The organism is Cryobacterium sp. 10I1 (assembly GCF_035019805.1).
Taxonomy (GTDB): Bacteria; Actinomycetota; Actinomycetes; order Actinomycetales; family Microbacteriaceae; genus Cryobacterium; species Cryobacterium glucosi.
The window spans coordinates 1-231 of record NZ_JASJVF010000701.1; the positions used below are offsets into that span (position 1 = coordinate 1).

1 protein-coding gene is annotated in these 231 nt (G+C 72.3%); it reads left to right on the top strand.

Annotated elements, in window-relative coordinates; translation table 11 throughout:
* A partial coding sequence (locus QN345_RS20415; protein WP_323509281.1) for a hypothetical protein occupies window positions 1-231 on the top strand: 231 nt, incomplete at both ends.

Genomic DNA, 231 nt, shown 5'->3' on the forward strand with positions numbered 1-231 from the left:
GCGCGAACTGCGCACCTCGGACGCGCCCGTCGAGCCCGTCGGCAGCCTCGAACGGGTCGTCGAGGCGCTTCTCGGGCGCGCGGTCGTGCTCGTGCTCGACAATTGCGAGCACGTCATCGACGCGGCCGCGCGGCTCGCGGAGAGCCTGCTCGGCGTCCTGCCCGCACTGACGATTCTCGCTACGAGTCGCGAGCCGCTCGGAATCCCCGGCGACCCCGACGTGTCCGGAGT